The sequence below is a fragment of the Pseudomonas sp. PDM13 genome (assembly GCF_025685765.1).
GTDB classification, from domain to species: domain Bacteria; phylum Pseudomonadota; class Gammaproteobacteria; order Pseudomonadales; family Pseudomonadaceae; genus Metapseudomonas; species Metapseudomonas solani.
Genome location: NZ_JAOTQU010000035.1, coordinates 12,825 through 27,551, shown reverse-complemented (window position 1 = coordinate 27,551; position 14,727 = coordinate 12,825). Strand labels below are relative to the sequence as shown.

Here is a 14,727-nt window from a genome sequence, read left to right as displayed (position 1 = left end):
GTCCGTGTGAAACAAGGCGCCAGTCTACCAACTCGGTGGCACGCTGGCGCGGGTCTGCTCATGGGGCGTGGCTCAGCGACGTACACCGCTGATGCGCACCCAGCCGTCCTTGTCGGCGGTGGGGTCGAGCACGAAAGCGTCGGCATAGGCGGCGCGGACTTCCTCGGCCTGCTCGGCGAGGATGCCGGACAGTGCCAGGCGGCCACCGGCCTTGACCAGCGCGGTGATCTGCGGCGCCAGGGACACCAGCGGGCCGGCGAGGATGTTGGCCACCACCACGTCCGCCTGCTGTTGCGGCATGTCGGCGGGCAGGTAGACCGGGAACAGGGCCGGGTCGATGCCATTGCGCGAGGCGTTGTCGCGGGAGGCTTCCAGGGCTTGCGGGTCGATGTCGGTGCCTACCGCCTGGCGCGCGCCGAGCAGCAGGCCGGCGATGGCGAGGATGCCCGAGCCGCAGCCGAAGTCGATCAGCTCGCAGCCGTTCAGCTCCTGGCCGTCCAGCCATTCCAGGCACAGCGCGGTGGTCGGGTGGGTGCCGGTGCCGAAGGCCAGGCCCGGGTCCAGCAGCAGGTTCACCGCGTCCGGCTCCGGGGCTTCGTGCCAACTGGGCACGATCCACAGGCGGCGGCCGAAGCGCATGGGCTGGAAGTTGTCCATCCAGCTGCGCTCCCAGTCCTGGTCCTCGATGCGCTCGATCTGGTGCTCGGGCAGCGCGCCGCCGGTGAGCAGTTCCAGGTGGGCGACCAGGTTGGTTTCGTCGGTGTCGGCTTCGAACAGCGCCAGCAGGTGGGTGTTGGACCAGAGCGGGGTGGTGCCGAGGTCGGGCTCGAAGATCGGCTGGTCTTCGGCGTCCATGAAGGTCACGGAGACGGCGCCGACTTCCAGCAGTGCATCTTCATAGGTTTCCGCCTGATCCGGGGTGATGGCGAGACGGACTTGTAACCAGGGCATGGCGGAACCTCGATGCGGCGTGAATATGTGAACCCTGATGGGCACCTTTAAAAACCTGGGCGATTGCAACGCAGGTAGTTTTTAGAGGCGCCTCATGGGGCGGGCAAGCTTACTTGAGGCTCTGATGCCACGCCAGCCGGGCGTTCCGGGCGGTCCAGGCCGCGATAGGCGAGGTGGCAGGTGCCGGCGCCGAGCAGAGCCGGTAGCAGCAGGTTGAGCACAGGCACCAGCGCCAGCATCAGGATCAGCAGGCCGAAGGCGATCATGGCGCCGCGCTGGCGGCGCACCGCCTGCATCTGCTCGGCGCCGCTGGCCAGGCCCGACAGCGCGGCGGGCACCAGGAAGCGCACGTTGAGGTAGGCCAGCAGGATGATCAGCAGCACGCCGTTGATCACCGGCACCGCCAGGCACAGCAGCGGGCCCAGGCCGATGCCCAGCCAGGGGCCGAGGTGATAACGGCCGGCGCGCAGCAGGTCGCTGGCCGCCGGGTTGCGCGAGGCCAGGCCCGGGTAGGGCTTGAGGGCGCGCTCGCGCAGGCTGCCCATCAACACCCAGCGCAGGGCCAGGCGGATGCTGATGACGATGGCGGCGACGAACAGCACGCCGACCATGGCCAGGGCCAGGAAGGCGGAATACACCAGTATCAGGCCCATGGCCGGGGCGATGCCGGCCATGCCGCTGAGGGTGGCCGGGCCCCCGGCGAGGCTGGGGATGAGCCCGAGCATGGCAGCGCCGGAGATGACGAAGATCGACAGCAGCCCGGCGACCTTGAGGATGATTTCGATATGGGCGTAGAAGACCCAGCTCCAGAACAGCGCCGTCAGCAGGCAGAGGCCGGAGGAGCGCAGCAGGATGCCCGGGCGCAGGCTGGAACGCAGGGCCAGGCCGAGGCAGATGAAGGCTTCGCCGAAGGCCGGGCCGATGGCGAGGATGCGGGACTTCAGGGACATGGCGATCCTTCGCGTGAAATGCAGAAGGGCCGCATTATGCGGCCCTTCCAGGGTTGCCGGGCTTACTTCTTGCCCAGTTTGTGCTCGAGGTAGTGAATGTTCACGCCCCCCTTGCGGAAACCCTTGTCGCGGGTGAGGTCGCGGTGCAGCGGGATGTTGGTCTTGATCCCGTCCACCACCAGCTCATCGAGGGCGTTGCGCATGCGCGCCATGGCCTCGTCGCGGTCCTTGCCGTAGGTGATCAGCTTGCCGATCAGCGAGTCGTAGTTCGGCGGAACCGAATAGCCGCTGTACAGGTGCGAATCGACCCGCACGCCATTGCCACCGGGTGCATGGTAATACTGCACCTTGCCGGGGCTGGGCATGAAGTTGTCCGGGTCTTCGGCGTTGATCCGGCATTCCAGGGCGTGACCACGGATGACCACGTCCTCCTGCTTGATCGACAGCTTGTTGCCCGCGGCGATGCTGAGCATCTCCTTGACGATGTCGATGCCGGTGACCATCTCGGTGACCGGGTGCTCGACCTGGACGCGGGTGTTCATCTCGATGAAGTAGAAGTGGCCGTTCTCGTAGAGGAACTCGAAGGTGCCGGCACCGCGGTAGCCGATCTCGACGCAGGCCTGGACGCAGCGGGCCAGCACTTCGGCACGGGCCTTCTCGTCGATGCCGGGGGCTGGGGCTTCTTCCAGCACCTTCTGGTGACGACGCTGCAGGGAGCAGTCGCGGTCGCCGAGGTGGATGGCGTTGCCCTGGCCGTCGGAGAGCACCTGCACTTCCACGTGACGCGGGTTGGTGAGGAACTTCTCCAGGTAGACCATGGAGTTGCCGAACGCCGCGCCGGCTTCGGTACGGGTCAGCTTGGCCGACTTGATCAGCTCGTCGGCGCTGTGCACCACGCGCATGCCGCGACCACCACCGCCACCGGCGGCCTTGATGATCACCGGGTAACCCACTTCCTCGGCGATGGCCAGGGCGGTGGCTTCGTCTTCCGGCAGCGGGCCGTCGGAGCCCGGGACGGTCGGCACGCCGGATTTCTTCATGGCGTCCTTGGCGGACACCTTGTCACCCATCAGGCGGATGGTGTCGGCCTTGGGGCCGATGAAGGCGAAGCCGGAGTTCTCCACCTGCTCGGCGAAGTCGGCGTTCTCGGCGAGGAAGCCGTAACCCGGGTGGATCGCCGTGGCGCCGGTGACTTCGGCGGCACTGATGATCGCCGGGATGTTCAGGTAGGACAGGGCAGCCGGGGCCGGACCGATGCAGACGGTCTCGTCGGCCAGGGACAGGTGCATCAGCTCGCGGTCAGCCGTCGAGTGCACCGCCACCGTCTTGATGCCCAGCTCCTTGCAGGCGCGCAGGATGCGCAGGGCGATCTCGCCACGGTTGGCGATCAGGACTTTTTCCAGCATCACAGGCTCTCCGCGGTTCAGACGATGGTGAACAGCGGTTGGTCGTACTCAACCGGCTGGCCGTTCTCCACGAGGATGGATTCGATCACGCCGCTGGCTTCGGCCTCGATGTGGTTCATCATCTTCATCGCTTCGACGATGCACAGGATGTCGCCCTTCTTAACGGTCTGGCCGACTTCGGCGAAGTTCGCCGAGGTGGGCGAGGCGGCGCGGTAGAAGGTGCCGACCATCGGCGAGCGCACCACGGTGCCGTTGAGTTTCTTGGCGACCGGAGCGGCTTCCGCGGCAGGCGCTGCGGGGGCGGCTACCGGAGCCGGGGCCGGAGCGGCCATCGGCGCGGCGGCGTAGATCGGCTGGGCCATGGCGGCCTGCTTGCTGTGGCGGCTGATGCGCACGGACTCTTCGCCCTCGCGGATCTCCAGCTCGTCGATACCGGATTCTTCCAGCAGCTCGATCAGTTTTTTGACTTTACGGATATCCATTAATTATCAACTCCCAAGGGTGAGGTCAGGGGCGTTCAAGGTGTTCTAGCGCCGCGTCCAGGGCCAGGCGGTAGCCGGTGGCACCCAGACCGCAAATCACTCCCACCGCAACGTCGGAGAAGTAGGAGTGATGGCGGAAAGGTTCTCGCTTGTGCACGTTGGAGAGGTGCACTTCGATGAATGGGATGCTCACTGCGAGCAACGCGTCACGTAGGGCGACACTTGTATGCGTGAAAGCGGCGGGATTGATCAGGATGAAGTCCACGCCTTCGTTGCGTGCGGCATGGATGCGATCGATCAGTTCGTACTCGGCATTGCTCTGCAGATAAAGCAGGTGATGCCCCGCCTCGCGGGCTCTGCGCTCCAGGTCCTGGTTGATTTCGGCCAGGGTGGTGGCGCCGTACTTGTCGGGTTCGCGGGTGCCCAGCAGGTTGAGGTTGGGGCCGTGCAGGACGAGCAGGGTGGCCATGCGATGTCTTCCTTATTGGGGGCCAGGCGGGACTATGCAGGAAAGCCCGAGAGGCTGTCCACATGCCGGTAGTAGTCGACACGATGCCCGTAGTTTGCGGCAGATTTGTGAAAATCGGCTCAGAGCCGCTGGGCAGCGCCTTGCAGCTTGGCGGCGAAGTCCGTCGCGGTGATCTCACCTACGACACGCGATTCCGACCATTCGTCACCATTGGGGGCGAAGAACAGGATGGCAGGCGGGCCGAACAGCTTGTAGCGGTCCAGCAGTGCGCGCTGCTCGGGCGTGCTCGCGGTCATGTCGAAGCGCACCAGGTGGTAGGCGCCCAGTTGGCTGGCCACCTCGGGGGCGGTCAGCACTTCGCGCTCGATCACCTTGCAGCTGATGCACCAGTCGGCGTACCAATCCAGCAGCAGCGGCTTGCCGGCGGCCTTGGCTTCGGCCTGGGCGGCGGCCAGCTCGGCCGGGGTGGTGATGGTCTGCCAGGCACCGGCGGTGCTGGCGGTGACGGCTGCAGCGCCCGGGCGGCCCAGGGGGCGCAGCGGGTCCGACTCGCCCTTGAGGGCGCCGGTCCAGGCGGCCACCGCGTAGACCAGCAGCACCAGCCCGGCCAGTTGCGCCAGGCGCTGGCGGGCGGTTTTCGGGGTGAACTCCAGGGCGCCGAGGAACAGCGCCACGCCGCCGGCCAGCAGGCCCCACAGGGCCAGGGACAGCGGGCCCGGCAGCACGCGTTCCAGCAGCCACACCGAGACGGCCAGCAGCAGCACGCCGAAGGCATTGCGCACCGCGACCATCCAGTTGCCGGACTTCGGCAGCAGCGTGCCGCCGCCCACGGCGAACAGCACCAGGGGCGCGCCCATGCCGAGGCCGAGGACGAACAGCTTGAGCCCGCCGCCCAGGGCGTCGCCGCTGGCGCTTATATAGAGGAGGGCGCCGGCCAGGGGTGCCGACACGCAGGGCGAGACCAGCAGGCTGGAGAACACCCCCAATGCCGCCGCGCCCCAGATCGAGCCGCCGCGGGTATTGCCGGCCAGGCGATCCAGCGGGCCGCTGATGAATTGCGGCAGGCGCAGCTCGTAGAGGCCGAACATGGCCAAAGCGAACACGGCGAAGAAGGCGGCGAAGGGCACCAGCACCCAGGCCGATTGCAGGCGGGCCTGCAGGTTGAGTTCGGCGCCGAACACGCCCATCAGCGCGCCGAGCACGGCGAAGCAGGCAGCCATGGGCAGCACATAGGCCAGCGACAGCACCAGGCCGCGGCTGCCGCCCACCTGGCCGCGCAGCACCACGCCGGACAGGATCGGCAGCATCGGCAGCACGCAGGGGGTGAAGGTCAGGCCGAGTCCGGCGAGGAAGAACAGCGCCAGCTCGTGCCAGCTCCAGCCCTTGCCCTCGGATGGGATCGCGCCGTCCAGCGCCGCCGGGGCGTCGCCGATCTGCAGGGTTTCGGTCTCCGGCGGGTAGCACAGGCCCTTGTCGGCGCAGCCCTGGTAGGTCACCAGCAGCTTGAAGGGGCGCTTGGACGGGTTGTTCAGCGGCAGGTCGACGTCGAGGACTTCGTAGTACACCTCCACGTCGCCGAAGTATTCGTCGGTCTTGTGCTTGCCGGCCGGCAGCTGCGCGTCGCCCAGGGCGATGTCCGCCGGCTCGGTGCGGAACTGGAAGCGGTGCTTGTAGAGGTAGTAACCCTCGGCGTTGGCGAAACGCAGCTTGATCGAGGTCGGCGAGCTGTCCACCAGGCTGAGGCGGAAGGCCTCGCGTACGGGGAGGAAGTCCTTGCTGTTGTTCAGCGCGGCTCCGAGGGTGGAGCTAGGGCGGTTATCCAGCAGCCCGGCGCTGGCGGGCAGGGCGACCAGCAGCAGGATCAGGGTCAGCAGACGGCGCATGGAAATCTCGGCAGGCGAAGGTGCCGGGCATGATAGCGGAGCCGGCCGCCGCCATGCAGCGCTGATCCTGTAAGCGGTTTTCTCGGCTGCCCGGGTGGTCGTGGCGCGGCGGCCGTGCCCGGCCGGCGGCGACGCGCTTCGCCGCTGCCGGGCGCGACACGTCGCCGCAGGGGTCAGACGCGGAAGGCTTGCACGGCGCGGGTCAGGTCGCCGCCCAGTTGCAGCAGCTGTTCGCCCTGGTCGCGGCTGCGGCCGATACGCTGCAGGTTGTCGTCGCCGAGCTGATGGATCTCTTCGCTGTAGCCACGGATCTCGGTCACCGCGCCGCTCTGGTTGGCGGTGGCTTCGGCGATCTGCCCGGCGGTTTCGGCGATGGTGCGGATGGCCGCGACTATCTCGTCCAATGCGCCATCGGCAGCGGCGGCGCGGCTGGCGGTGGCCTCGGCATGCTCCACCTGGGCGCGCATGCCCTGCACCGACTGGTGGGCGGCGGTCTGCAGGCGGCCGATCAGCTCCTGGATCTCGCCGGTGGCACCGGCGGTGCGTTGCGCCAGGGTGCGCACTTCGTCGGCGACCACGGCGAAGCCCCGGCCCTGCTCGCCGGCACGGGCGGCCTCGATGGCGGCATTGAGGGCCAGCAGGTTGGTCTGTTCGGCGATGCCGCGGATCACCACCAGCACGCTTTCGATGGTGGCGGACTCCTGGGCCAGGCGCTCGATGGCGATGGCGTTGCCCTGCACCTCGCTGACCAGGCTGTGCATGCCTTCCAGGCTCTGGCCGATGATGCGCTGGCCCTGCTCCACGGCGCGCCCGGCGTCGTGGCTGGCAGCGGCGGCCTGGCTGGCGTCGCCCGCCACCTGCTGGATGGTCGCTTCCAGTTCGCCCAGGGCGTCGCGGATCTGCGCGGTGCCGCCGGCCTGGCGCTCGGCCCCGGCGTGCAGGCCGCCATTGAGGTCGGCCAGGGTATTGCTGCTGCCGGCCACCTGCTCGGCATGGTGGCGGATGGTGCCCACCAGCTCGCCCAGGTAGGCACGTAGACGGCTCAGGGACTGTTCGATGCCGCGCAGGTCGTCGATTTTCGAATCCAGCTCGATGGGTTTGCTGAAGTCGCCGGCGGCCCAGGCGGAAAGGGACTGCACCAGGCGCCCGAGTACGCGGGTGAGGTTGCGCTGGATGCGGTCCACGGCCAGGGCGATGAGCAGGATCAGGCCGATCATCAGCCCCTGGATCACCCGCACTTCACCCTGGATACGGCCGTGCTCGGAGCGCACCAGCGGCTCCAGCGCGGCCAGGGCCTGGCGCAGGGCATCGAGGCGGGCGCGGGTGGTGCCAGCCAGTTCGGCGCGGCTGGTGATCAGCTGGCGGGTGCGCTGCAGTTCGGCTGGGTAGCGCTTGAGCAGGCTGGCCAGGTCGCGCTTGAGGGCGATGCCGCGATCCTCGGCCTGCTTCGTCTCGGTCGCGGCTTCGGTGGCGGCCAGGCCCATCATCGCGGCGAAATCATCGGAGGCGGAGCTGGAGGCATCGGCCACGCCCAGCAGCGGCAGGGCGTCGAGGCGCGCGGATTCCATGCTCAGGGCGGCCAGTTCGCGCTCGACGTCGGCGGCCAGTTCGTCGCGGCCGCTCTCCACCAGCTTGACCCGGGCGTGGGCCAGGCGGGTCAGGTGCTGGGCAGCGGCCAGCAGGGGCTTGCGGTATTCGGCGGCCTGGGTGGGGTCGCCTTCGTCGGCGTAGCGGGCCAGCTGTTCCAGGGCGCCGTCGATCTCGCGTTCGGCCTGCAGCAGCAGGCCCTGGGGATCGCCGGCCAGCTTGCCGGCGGCCAGCAGCTGGTCGCGGCTGAAGGCGCGCAGGTCGTCGATGCTGGCGCGCAGGGTGGTGGCCAGTTGCGGCGGCAGCTGGGCCATGCGCTGGTCCAGTTCGTCCAGGCTCTGGGTGGCGGCGCTGTGGCGCAGGGCGTCGCCACTGCCGAGGTAGGCTTCGATGTTGGCGCTGACGTCACGCTGGAAGCGCTGGGCCAGGTCCATGTACTGCTCCATCACCTGGTAGGGACGCTCCAGGGCACGTTGCGACCACCAGAGGGTCACGCCCAGGGCCAGGCAGACGGTTACAAGCAGCAGGGTGTTGAGATTGGTGAGCTGTTTCAGGCGCATCGGGGCCTCGACCGACTACATAACGGACAGGCCCTGAAAGATATTGCGGTTCGGTTTCAACCTGATGACAGCGTGAACTGCGTCACGCCCGCCGGTCGGCCTCAGGTGAACAGTTCGACGCGGTTGCGACCGCCGTGCTTGGCGCGATAGAGCGCTTCGTCGGCCTGCTTGGAGAGGGCGTTGCTGTCGAGGTCGTCGCGCAGCTCGGCGATGCCGGCGCTGAAGGTGCAGGACAGGTCGTGGGGCTGCGCCGGGTAGTGGATCTCGGCGAAGCGCCGGCGGATTTCGTCCAGCACGCGGTGGGCGGCCTGCAGGTCGGTATCGGGCAGGACGATGGCGAACTCCTCGCCGCCGTAGCGCCCGATATGGTCGGTCTTGCGCAGGCGTTGCTTGAGGAACAGCGCCAGGCTCTTGATCACCCGGTCGCCCATGGGGTGGCCGTAGGTGTCGTTGACCTTCTTGAAGTGGTCGATGTCGATCATGGCGAAGGTCAGCGGGCGACCGTCGCGGCGTGCACGGGAGCGGGCGTCTTCCAGCAGTTGCAGGGTGTGGGTGTGGTTGAACAGCCCGGTGAGGCTGTCACGCACCATCCGCGCCTTGAGGCTGCGGGCGCGCTTGGCGCGGTTGCGTACCGTGGCGATCAGGTGGCGCGGCTTGATCGGCTTGGTGAGGAAGTCGTCGCCACCCTCGCTCATCGCATCCAGCTGCTTGTCCAGGTCGTCCTCGGCGGAGAGGTAGATGATCGGCACGCTGACGTAGCGCTCGTGCTGGCGGATCACCTTGGCCAACTCGGTGCCCAGGCACTCGGGCATGTACATGTCGAGGATGATCAGGTCCGGCTGGAACTCGGCCAGCGCGCCCATGGCCAGGGCCGGCTCGGTGATGGCCTGGGTGACGATGCCGGCGCTGTTGAGCACCATTTCGGTGTGCATCGCCTGGGCCTTGGAGTCGTCGACGATCAGCACCCGATAAGGCTCGTAATGGGCGGTGCGGGTCAGGGTCTCGATCTTCTCCAGCAGGCTGGAGGCATCCAGGGCACCGGTGAAGTACTCCTGGCCCCCGGCGCGCACGGCGGCCAGGCGGGTCGGCGTATCGGTTTCCTCATGGCTGAAGAACAGCACCGGCAGCTTGTGCTCCAGGCCTTTCTGCGCCTCCAGGGCCAGCTCCAGTCCCAGGCCGCGACCGGCGAAATCCACTTCCATGACGATGGCGGCCGGATGGCGCTCGGCCATGGCGGCACGGAAGGCATTGGCGCTGTCGCAGGTCTGTACGTAGAGGCCGAAGAAGTCCATCTGCTGGGCCAGGCGCTGGGCCCGCTCCTGGTCCTGCAGGGCCAGGTACACCGGCTTGCGCAGGGGCGGCAGGAAGGTCTGTTCCAGTTGGTCGCCGTGGCGCAGGCCGGTGCGCGACAAACGCTGCATCAGTTGGCTGAGCTCGGTGATCAGGTCGCTGGAAAGACGGCCGCGGTTGGCCTTGATGGCTTCCAGGCAGTGCTTGATGCCCTGGGCCAGCTGGGTGTGTTCGGGTTGTTCGAAGCGTTCCGCATAGCGCAGCAGGTAGCCGTTGGCCTCGGTCAGCTCGGCCAGGTCGGCGCTGGTCCACTCGGCGCGCTGCAGACGTTGCCAGACTTCCAGAAGATGGCGCGCCTGGTGGATCACCCGCTGTGCGAAGTGATTCTTGAGGCGATCGCGGCTCGGATCTTCATGCTCGGTCATGACGTTGCTTCTAATGCTCGACCGCAGGACTTTAAGGGGGCGGTCAGAATGGTGGCGCTATGCTAGCACCTGATTGTGCGTACGCTAGTACCGCCGATCTAATGACGCCAGTATTTTTTCACGGAGAACCATTGGGTCACAGTTGCGCTGTGCGCCCCGTCTCAGGTTGCGGCCCACTCTTGGTTTGGCCATTTGTCGCTGGCAAGGCCGGGCTCTTCACTTATAGTGCAGAGCCGGATGGCACCCTCCTCGCAGGTTGCTGTCGAAACTGCCGAGCTGAACGAGTTTAAGGACATAGCCATGCTGGACTGGAAGAAGCGTGCGGGTCAGGCACGAGATCGCGTCGATGATTCGGTGGATGACGTGCGCAGCTACCTGGGCGGAATCTGGCTGAGCCGCGCCCTCGGTGCGCTGCTGGGCCTCTACCTGGTGGGTGCGATCATCGTGGGTTGGTACTGGAGCCAGGAGCCCGGGCTGTTCCCGGTGCAGCAGAACGCCCAGGCCGCCGCCGAGCGTGCCCAGCGCAAGCTGGTGACCGGCTACACCACGGTCGAAACCCTCAAGCAGGTCGGCCAGACCCTGCTCGACAAGCCCGGTGGCTACCTCTCCAACGACCTCGCCCCGCCCGGCCTCTGGCTGGACAACATGCCCAGCTGGGAATACGGCGTGCTGGTGCAGGTCCGCGACCTGTCCCGAGCCCTGCGCAAGGACTTCGCCCGTTCGCAGTCGCAGTCCACCGAAGACGTCGACCTGGCCCGTGCCGAGCCGCGCTTCAACTTCGACAACAAGAGCTGGGCCCTGCCGGCATCGGAAACCGAGTACCAGGAAGGCATCCGCGCCCTGGACCGCTACCTGGCCCGTCTCTCCGACCCGAACCAGTCCTCCGCGCAGTTCTATACCCGCGCCGACAACCTCAACAACTGGCTGGGCGACGTCGCCACGCGCCTCGGTTCGCTGTCCCAGCGCCTCTCCGCCAGCGTTGGCCGGGTGCGCCTGAACACCGACGTGAAGGCCCTGGAAGCCCAGGAAGGCGTGGTGCCCAAGGTCAGCGAGGAGATCGTCGAGACGCCCTGGCTGCAGATCGACAACGTCTTCTACGAAGCCCGTGGCCAGGCCTGGGCGCTGTCGCACATCCTGCGTGCCATCGAAGTGGACTTCGCCGACGTGCTGGCGAAGAAGAACGCCACCATCAGCGTGCGGCAGATCATCCGTGAGCTGGAAGCCGCCCAGGAACCGCTGTGGAGCCCCATGGTGCTCAACGGCAGCGGCTTTGGCGTGCTGGCCAACCACTCCCTGGTGATGGCCAACTACATCTCCCGCGCCAACGCCGCCATCATCGACCTGCGCCAGTTGCTTGAGCAGGGTTGATGGCCATCAGCGAACGCGAGGCGGCGCACCGTGCCGCCTCCGATGCCGAGCGCATCGCCTGGGTCGACGAGGCCGATGGCCTGCTCGGCGAACTGCCTCGGGCCGAGCTGCGTGAGCGCGGCCTGATCGGTCGTGGCACCTTCATCCTCCTCTTCGATTCCGCCGGGCGCCTCTGCGTGCACCGCCGCTCCTTGAGCAAGGCCGTGTACCCCGGCTACTGGGACCTTGCCGCCGGCGGCATGGTCGCCGCCGGGGAGGGCTACGCCGAATCCGCCGAGCGCGAGCTGGAAGAGGAACTGGGCATCGCCGGCGTACCGCTGGTGGAGCACGGGCGCTTCTTCTTCGACGAGCCGGGCAACCGCCTGTGGTGCGCGGTGTTTTCCGCCGTTTCCGATGCACCGCTGCGGCTGCAGCCGGAAGAGGTGCTCGAAGCCCGTTTCATCGACCTGGCAGAAGCCGCTGCCCTGCAGCCCTGCTGCCCCGACTCCCAGCGCGCCCTGCAGCTCTACCTCGACACCTGACCCAAGCACGACGGTATGCCTTGAGTGGATGACGCTCTTCTCATCCACCGATCGGCGCTTCCGGTTACCAGAAGTGCTCTCGCTGGCCGTAGGGTGGGCTTCAGCCCACCGCTCTCGCTCGATGCCAACCTGTGGGCACCCCATTTTCCCCTGCCGAACCCGCGCCAGGCGCGGGTTTGTGCGATATTCCGGACCCTTTCGTGCGGGATGCTGCACAGCGAGGCAGGAAGGTCGCTATTCTGTCGATCAATGGCGCAATTTCGTACTTAGCATTCGCGCCGAATGCTGCTAAATTTCGCCGCCTTTCAAGCCCGGCTTCCCCGCCGGGTCTGCGCTGCCCCTGCCAGAGTGGGGCTTCGCGGTCGGCTCCCGCCGACCAGTCGCTATCCTGACCCCTACGAGGAAAGCCGGTGGTCAAGAAAGCTTCGTCCTTCGCCGCATTGAGCGGCCTGGTGTACTCCACCGACAGCGGCCGGCATTGCCCGGACTGCGCCCAGCCCATTGACGCCTGCATTTGCAAGCGAGCCTCCGTGCCCGCTGGCGACGGCGTCGCCCGTGTTCGCCGGGAAACCAAGGGCCGCGGTGGCAAGACGGTGACCAGTATCAGCGGCGTGCCGCTCGACGAGGACGCCCTCAAGGAGCTGGCCAGCGCGCTCAAGCGTCGCTGCGGCACCGGTGGCGCCCTGAAGGACGGTGTGATCGAGATCCAGGGCGATCACGTGGACCTGCTGCTCGAAGAGCTCGCCAAGCGCGGCTTCAAGGCCAAGAAATCCGGCGGTTGATCACCGGCTTTCTAAACTGACTGCAGCTGATGCGGTCAACACCCCAACGTCACACGACCGAATTAATCTGCCCAAGCCCGCCCCACATGATCGGCGGGCCTGGCTCTTTTCTATCCCACAGGGGGAATCCGATGTCTGCACGACGCACGCGCAAGGACGATGGCAGCAGCTGGACCGTGGCCGACAGCCGCAGTGTCTATGGCATCCGCCATTGGGGCGCCGGTTATTTCGCGATCAATGACGCCGGCCGCGTCGAAGTCCGCCCCAGCGGCGCCGCCAGCGAGCCGATCGACCTGTTCGAACAGGTCGACGCCCTGCGCGAGGCCGGCCTGTCCCTGCCGCTGCTGGTGCGTTTCCCCGGCATCCTGCAGGACCGCGTACGCCAGCTGACCGGCGCCTTCGACGCCAATATCGAGCGCCTGGAATACCAGAACCGCTACACCGCCCTGTACCCGATCAAGGTCAACCAGCAGGAAGCGGTGGTGGAAAACATCATCGCCACCCAGGACGTCTCCATCGGCCTGGAAGCCGGCTCCAAGCCCGAGCTGCTCGCCGTGCTGGCCCTGGCGCCCAAGGGCGGCACCATCGTCTGCAACGGCTACAAGGACCGCGAGTTCATCAAGCTGGCGCTGATGGGGCAGAAGCTTGGTCACAACGTCTTCATCGTCATCGAGAAGGAGTCCGAGGTTCAGTTCGTGATCGAGGAGGCCGCCGAACTCAAGGTCGCGCCCCAGGTCGGCCTACGCGTGCGCCTGTCGTCCCTGGCCTCGTCCAAGTGGGCCGACACCGGTGGCGAGAAATCCAAGTTCGGCCTCTCCGCCGCGCAACTGCTGTCGGTGGTCGAGCGCTTCCGCAAGGCCGGTATCGAGCAGGGCGTGCGCCTGTTGCACTTCCACATGGGCTCGCAGATCGCCAACCTGGCCGACTACCAGCACGGCTTCAAGGAAGCCATCCGCTTCTACGCCGAGCTGCGCAGCCTCGGCCTGCCGGTCGACCACATCGACGTCGGCGGCGGCCTGGGCGTCGACTACGACGGCACCCACTCGCGCAACGCCAGCTCCATCAACTACGACATGGACGACTACGCCGGCGTGGTGGTGGGCATGCTCAAGGAGTTCTGCGACGCGCAGGGCCTGCCGCACCCGCACATCTTCTCCGAGAGCGGCCGCGCCATGACCGCGCACCACGCGGTGCTGGTGATGCAGGTGACCGACGTCGAGCGCCACAACGACGAAGTGCCGAAGATCGCCAACCTCGAAGAGCAGCCGGAGATCGTCCGCTGGCTCGCCGACCTGCTGGGCCCGACCGACGCCGAGATGGTCACCGAGACCTACTGGCGCGCCACCCACTACATCAGCGACGCCGCCACCCAGTACGCCGAAGGCAAGCTGACCCTGGCGCAGAAGGCCCTGGCCGAGCAGACCTACTTCGCCATCTGCCGCCGCCTGCACAACCAGCTCAAGGCGCGCCAGCGTTCCCATCGCCAGGTGCTGGACGAGCTCAACGACAAGCTGGCCGAGAAATACATCTGCAACTTCTCCGTGTTCCAGAGCCTGCCGGACACCTGGGCCATCGGCCAGGTGCTGCCGATCCTGCCGCTGCACCGCCTCGATGAAGAGCCGGTGCGCCGCGCGGTGCTGCAGGACCTGACCTGCGACTCCGACGGCAAGATCAAGCAATACGTCGACGAGCAGAGCATCGAGACCAGCCTGCCGGTGCACGAAGTGCGCGAGGGCGAGGACTACCTGCTGGGCGTGTTCCTGGTGGGGGCCTACCAGGAAATCCTCGGCGACATGCACAACCTGTTCGGCGACACCGACTCGGTGAACGTCTACCAGCGCGAGGATGGCAGCGTGTACCACGGCGGCATCGAGACCCACGACACCATCGAGGACATGCTGCGCTACGTGCACCTGTCCCCCGAGGAGCTGATGGCGCTCTACCGCGACAAGGTCTCCGGTGCCAAGCTCAGCGCCCGCGAGCGCACCCAGTACGTCGACGCCCTGCGTCTCGGCCTGACCCGCTCGTCCTACCTGTCGTCCTGATCCACTGC

General features: G+C 67.1%; 12 protein-coding genes. 4 read left to right on the top strand and 8 right to left on the bottom strand.

All coding sequences use genetic code 11. The features are described from left to right. Positions 1–72: 72 nt before the first annotated feature. The 8 genes from prmA to OEJ36_RS27395 form a co-directional block, all read right to left on the bottom strand. Positions 73–951, bottom strand: a complete 879-nt coding sequence (gene prmA / locus OEJ36_RS27430) for a 50S ribosomal protein L11 methyltransferase (RefSeq protein ID WP_263404208.1) — start codon at positions 949–951, stop codon at positions 73–75. A gap of 92 nt (positions 952–1,043) precedes the next feature. Continuing rightward, positions 1,044–1,901 (bottom strand): EI24 domain-containing protein, encoded by an 858-nt coding sequence (locus OEJ36_RS27425; RefSeq protein ID WP_263404207.1) that lies wholly within the window; start codon positions 1,899–1,901, stop codon positions 1,044–1,046. A gap of 62 nt (positions 1,902–1,963) precedes the next feature. Beyond that, positions 1,964–3,307, bottom strand: coding sequence for an acetyl-CoA carboxylase biotin carboxylase subunit (gene accC, locus OEJ36_RS27420; RefSeq protein WP_021222379.1), 1,344 nt, complete (start codon positions 3,305–3,307; stop codon positions 1,964–1,966). A 17-nt stretch (positions 3,308–3,324) separates the two neighbouring features. Then, positions 3,325–3,789: an acetyl-CoA carboxylase biotin carboxyl carrier protein gene (gene accB, locus OEJ36_RS27415; protein ID WP_263404206.1), complete on the bottom strand. Its 465-nt coding sequence runs from the start codon at positions 3,787–3,789 to the stop codon at positions 3,325–3,327. 25 nt (positions 3,790–3,814) lie between these two features. After that, a complete protein-coding gene (aroQ, locus tag OEJ36_RS27410) occupies positions 3,815–4,258 on the bottom strand; it encodes a type II 3-dehydroquinate dehydratase (RefSeq protein WP_021222377.1) in 444 nt (147 codons plus the stop codon). A 119-nt stretch (positions 4,259–4,377) separates the two neighbouring features. Continuing rightward, entirely contained in the window at positions 4,378–6,141 is a 1,764-nt protein-coding gene (locus OEJ36_RS27405; RefSeq protein ID WP_263404205.1) for a protein-disulfide reductase DsbD, read from the bottom strand. Positions 6,142–6,314: 173 nt separating this feature from the next. Continuing rightward, positions 6,315–6,902: a methyl-accepting chemotaxis protein gene (locus tag OEJ36_RS30750; protein ID WP_411861064.1), complete on the bottom strand. Its 588-nt coding sequence runs from the start codon at positions 6,900–6,902 to the stop codon at positions 6,315–6,317. A 1,487-nt stretch (positions 6,903–8,389) separates the two neighbouring features. Then, on the bottom strand, positions 8,390–10,003 hold the full coding sequence (locus OEJ36_RS27395) for a PleD family two-component system response regulator (protein WP_263404203.1): 1,614 nt from the start codon (positions 10,001–10,003) through the stop codon (positions 8,390–8,392). Positions 10,004–10,303: 300 nt separating this feature from the next. Between OEJ36_RS27395 and OEJ36_RS27390 the strand changes: the two genes are divergently transcribed. The 4 genes from OEJ36_RS27390 to speA all read left to right on the top strand — a co-directional run bounded on the left by OEJ36_RS27390 (position 10,304) and on the right by speA (position 14,719). Beyond that, a complete protein-coding gene (locus tag OEJ36_RS27390; protein WP_021222373.1) occupies positions 10,304–11,371 on the top strand; it encodes a DUF2333 family protein in 1,068 nt (355 codons plus the stop codon). Continuing rightward, entirely contained in the window at positions 11,371–11,892 is a 522-nt protein-coding gene (locus OEJ36_RS27385) for an NUDIX hydrolase (RefSeq protein ID WP_263404202.1), read from the top strand. The genes OEJ36_RS27390 and OEJ36_RS27385 overlap by 1 nt, the downstream gene beginning before the upstream one ends. Before the next feature lie 410 nt (positions 11,893–12,302). After that, on the top strand, positions 12,303–12,674 hold the full coding sequence (locus OEJ36_RS27380) for a translation initiation factor Sui1 (protein ID WP_263404201.1): 372 nt from the start codon (positions 12,303–12,305) through the stop codon (positions 12,672–12,674). Between the two features lie 131 nt (positions 12,675–12,805). Then, complete coding sequence (gene speA, locus OEJ36_RS27375) at positions 12,806–14,719, top strand: arginine decarboxylase (protein WP_043246691.1); 1,914 nt, start codon at positions 12,806–12,808, stop codon at positions 14,717–14,719. Positions 14,720–14,727: the final 8 nt, after the last annotated feature.

Coding starts and splice junctions, on each gene's coding strand:
- prmA (WP_263404208.1), bottom strand. CDS start 951: ATGCCCTGGTTACAAGTCCGTCTCGCCATCACCCCGGATCAGGCGGAA.
- OEJ36_RS27405 (WP_263404205.1), bottom strand. CDS start 6,141: ATGCGCCGTCTGCTGACCCTGATCCTGCTGCTGGTCGCCCTGCCCGCC.
- OEJ36_RS30750 (WP_411861064.1), bottom strand. CDS start 6,902: ATGCACAGCCTGGTCAGCGAGGTGCAGGGCAACGCCATCGCCATCGAG.
- accC (WP_021222379.1), bottom strand. CDS start 3,307: ATGCTGGAAAAAGTCCTGATCGCCAACCGTGGCGAGATCGCCCTGCGC.
- aroQ (WP_021222377.1), bottom strand. CDS start 4,258: ATGGCCACCCTGCTCGTCCTGCACGGCCCCAACCTCAACCTGCTGGGC.
- OEJ36_RS27395 (WP_263404203.1), bottom strand. CDS start 10,003: ATGACCGAGCATGAAGATCCGAGCCGCGATCGCCTCAAGAATCACTTC.
- speA (WP_043246691.1), top strand. CDS start 12,806: ATGTCTGCACGACGCACGCGCAAGGACGATGGCAGCAGCTGGACCGTG.
- OEJ36_RS27385 (WP_263404202.1), top strand. CDS start 11,371: ATGGCCATCAGCGAACGCGAGGCGGCGCACCGTGCCGCCTCCGATGCC.
- OEJ36_RS27425 (WP_263404207.1), bottom strand. CDS start 1,901: ATGTCCCTGAAGTCCCGCATCCTCGCCATCGGCCCGGCCTTCGGCGAA.
- accB (WP_263404206.1), bottom strand. CDS start 3,789: ATGGATATCCGTAAAGTCAAAAAACTGATCGAGCTGCTGGAAGAATCC.
- OEJ36_RS27390 (WP_021222373.1), top strand. CDS start 10,304: ATGCTGGACTGGAAGAAGCGTGCGGGTCAGGCACGAGATCGCGTCGAT.